Below are 3,309 nucleotides of genomic sequence, written 5' to 3' on the forward strand. Positions count from 1 at the left end.
AAGTCCGGTCTTGTGTTTGATGACGCTTTGGTTGAAACTTTGCATCGGGAACTCCTTGGGCATGACGCCCGGTTGATGGGTTGCTTACACTTCCATCAAAACGGAGTTCCCTTTCCTTTTCAAGGGGTACTGTCAGATCAAGTCGAAACTAGAGCAAATAATCCATCCCTGTGGGAAATGGCAATCTCACATGTTCCACGAAGATTGCACTTTCTCACCATGCACACAGGAGGCTCGCAACCCTGAGACGCAAAGACAGCGACACCCCAAAGCGATTCTCGTTTCTCATGGTTTTTCTCCATACCTATCCGCGACGCGTCGGATGCGATCCAGTTTCCCGCCAGATGCACACCTGCAACGATCCCGATTCCGCATCATGCGTCTTTGTTTTCGCACGGATACCTGTTCCTCCGTAAGGATTCTCTGCCCAATCATGTCAAGCAAAAATTTGCTGTGCCTGCGCTCTCCAGTTGAACGTATGCGGATTGCCTTGGCCATAGCCTCATATTCAAAGAAGGAGTCGGTTGAAAAAGTCATGATACGCTGTGCAGGACCCGCCTTGACCAACAGAAAAGGTTGTTGGATCAAGACGGCAAACGCAAGGAGGATACCGCATGGCTCGTCATCGCTTGTCAGACCCATCGGCACAGCAACCGCCCGCCCGGGCAGGGCGACATGATACGCCTACCTTTGTCGCAAATGTCTATCTGCCGCACGTCACGATCCGCAAGCGGAGCTGGCGCGTGGATGAGCGCATTGCGCGGCAGCATCTTTCCCCGGCATTCGGCGGCAGGCGACTTGCCGACATCCAACGCCACGAGGTGGAGGACTGGCTGCACGGGCTGTCCACCAGCGGTCTGGCCCCGGCCACCTGCAACCGCATTCTGGCGGTATTCAAGACAATCTGTTCTCTGGCGGAAAAGCGCGACGTTCTGCCCGCCGGGCAATCACCCTGTTTGGGCGTTTCTTCCTTTAAAATCCACACGCAACGCGAACGCTATCTCACGCGGGAGGAGGCGCAACGCCTTATGCGGGCGCTGGAAAAAAGCGACCGGTCGGAAGCCTTTGCCCTCCGCCTGCTTCTGCTGACCGGGGCGCGCAAGAGCGAAATCCTCAAGGCCCACTGGGAAAACATCCGTCTGGATCAGCGGCTTCTTACAGTGCCGCTGTCCAAGTCCGGCAGGCCGCGCCATATCCTGTTGTCCGCCGCCGCAGTAGCGGTTCTTCGCGCCATACCGCGCATTCCGGGCAATCCGTGGCTCTTCCCCGGCCATGCTCCGGACAAGCCGCTTTCCGATCTCTATCTGTTTTGGGACAAGCTCCGCCGGGAATTGGGGCTTGCGGATGTGCGCATCCACGTGCGGCACACGTTCGCCAGTTTTCTCGTGAACGCCGGTCATTCGCTGTACGAGGCGCAAAAGATGCTGGGGCACCGCGATCCCCGAACCACCATGCGCTATGCCCACCTAGGGCAGGCGTCACTGCTGGCGACAGCGGAAACCGTGAGCGGATTTTTCACTCTGCCAGCACGCGCCGACAGAAACTTTTTCCCGTCGCCCGTCTGGAGCCCCCCCTTGGAGAGCTGCACGCCGATCATCTCTGAAATGGGAGGGACACGGGACGGCGTATCCCATAGAAGATAGCGGGTTTTCACCAAAAAGGAGGTGTGGAGACTTTTCTGACAGACGCTGGAGGCCTTCGAACCTGCCGGGCTGTTTGCGGACGTGTGTGGACTGCTCATCGACAGACGCACTGTCAATGAGCTTTTGAAGCAAAATACCTGCAAGAGCCCTTTTAGGCAAGACTCTCCTGCGGAAAAAAAGTTCCCCGCCCGCGGGTTCAAAAAAACATTCATTATTTCAATGTGCTTTTCCCTTCGGAATCTTTTGATCCTCCAAAAAACCGACAGTGCGTCTGACACTGAGTGCTTCACCAAATATCGGGAGCAGAACGCCCCCGGAGGAATCTGAGGAGGATCTTGTATGCTTACGAAAGGAGCTATCGGAAATCTCATCAACAGATATCGGGTGGCCGGGATGCTGGTCATGGGCGCGGTCGGTCTGGCCGTGGCGGCGGATCCGGTGGTGTCGACCTGGGATAAGAAGGAAGTCACCATAGACGGCACCACCACCAACCCCGACGTCACTGAAGGGGCGGCACTCTTTCCCCTGACAAAAACCAAGGCGGAGAATACGGGCAAAACGTCAAGACCGAGACGCTCATCATCAGCGGCGGGGGGGATCTGACGCTGACTGGCAACAGTCGTGTCGTGCATTACAACAACGGCCACACCACGGATAAGCCGGAAATCAAGGATATGGATGTGAAAATGACCGGCGGCACGCTGACGATCACGAGCGCCGACGACACAACCGGCCTTAAATTTTCCAGCCTGGATGCCAATACCTTCGACCTTTCCAAGGGCGAAGTGGAGCTGACCGGCAACGACGCCAATACATGGGATGAGGCCGCCTACATCGGCGCCTACAATGGTATGAAGATCTCCGGCGCCGCTGCTGAGACTACGATCACCATGAACAAAAACAGTGAGCTCTTCGCCGGCGACTACCTCTACATTGATGGCGGCCCATCACCATGGCTGGCGAGAAGACCGCCGGGGGGGAAGAGCGATGCCGACGGTTTCGGCGCCAAGGCGGCCCATATCATGTTCGCCGCATCGGGGGAGAACCGCATCAGCGGCGGCACCATCACTGTGGCCGATTACAAGTACGGCGTGATGAGCGCCAAGAAGCTGGACATGACCGGCGGCACACTCAATGTGGTGGGCGCTCTGCTGCTCCAGCCCGACTCGGGCGCGAAAGGCGACAGCAGCAATATCATGTATAACGGCGACGACACCGGCGCCTTCAACATTTCCGGCGACAGCACTACTGTGACCGTGGCCAAAGGCGGCGCGATCTTTGCTCCCTATACCCGGATCAAGCAGACCGGCGGCAAGCTGACCGTCAACGGCGCGCTCTGGACGCAAGACCCCAAGTTTGAGAAAAATTTTGCCCGTAGCAGTTACCCCCTTGAAAAAGTCGATCTTGTGATCGAGGGCGACGCCACCGACGGCCTCGTGGGCGGCTTAGGGCCTGTTCATGCTATTTGACGAATTATATTCATGGGGTATACTTGCCCCCATGAACATAACCAAAGAACAATATGAACGCATTGGCGATTGCTTCCCCCGACAGCGGGGAAATGTTTCCCTGGATAATCGCCAGGTTCTCAATGCTATCCTCTATGTCGCGGAAAATGGCTGCAAGTGGCGGCGTCTCCCAAAAGAATTCGGCAACTGGCATACCA

The 3,309-nt window shown here is 56.8% G+C and carries 5 protein-coding genes; all 5 read left to right on the forward strand.

All coding sequences use genetic code 11. The features are described 5' to 3' along the window. A partial coding sequence (locus G7Y52_RS15150; RefSeq protein ID WP_206215343.1) for a hypothetical protein occupies positions 1-246 on the forward strand: 246 nt, incomplete at its 5' end. A gap of 368 nt (positions 247-614) precedes the next feature. After that, positions 615-1,643 carry a site-specific integrase gene (locus tag G7Y52_RS14640; protein ID WP_165073181.1) on the forward strand — a complete coding sequence of 343 codons (1,029 nt, stop codon included), beginning with the start codon at positions 615-617 and terminating at the stop codon, positions 1,641-1,643. A gap of 339 nt (positions 1,644-1,982) precedes the next feature. Then, on the forward strand, positions 1,983-2,246 hold the full coding sequence (locus G7Y52_RS14645; protein ID WP_165073183.1) for a hypothetical protein: 264 nt from the start codon (positions 1,983-1,985) through the stop codon (positions 2,244-2,246). 23 nt (positions 2,247-2,269) lie between these two features. Beyond that, positions 2,270-3,112, forward strand: a complete 843-nt coding sequence (locus G7Y52_RS14650) for a hypothetical protein (RefSeq protein ID WP_165073185.1) — start codon at positions 2,270-2,272, stop codon at positions 3,110-3,112. A gap of 31 nt (positions 3,113-3,143) precedes the next feature. Continuing rightward, positions 3,144-3,309, forward strand: a 166-nt coding sequence (locus G7Y52_RS14655) for a transposase (RefSeq protein ID WP_241159779.1), incomplete at its 3' end; no start/stop codon positions are given.

It is taken from the genome of Desulfovibrio sp. ZJ200, from assembly GCF_011039095.1.
In the GTDB taxonomy this organism is placed as follows: domain Bacteria; phylum Desulfobacterota; class Desulfovibrionia; order Desulfovibrionales; family Desulfovibrionaceae; genus Desulfovibrio.

Excerpts from the sequence above, each read along its gene's own strand:
- G7Y52_RS14640 (WP_165073181.1), top strand. The coding sequence starts at position 615 with ATGGCTCGTCATCGCTTGTCAGACCCATCGGCACAGCAACCGCCCGCC.
- G7Y52_RS14645 (WP_165073183.1), top strand. The coding sequence starts at position 1,983 with ATGCTTACGAAAGGAGCTATCGGAAATCTCATCAACAGATATCGGGTG.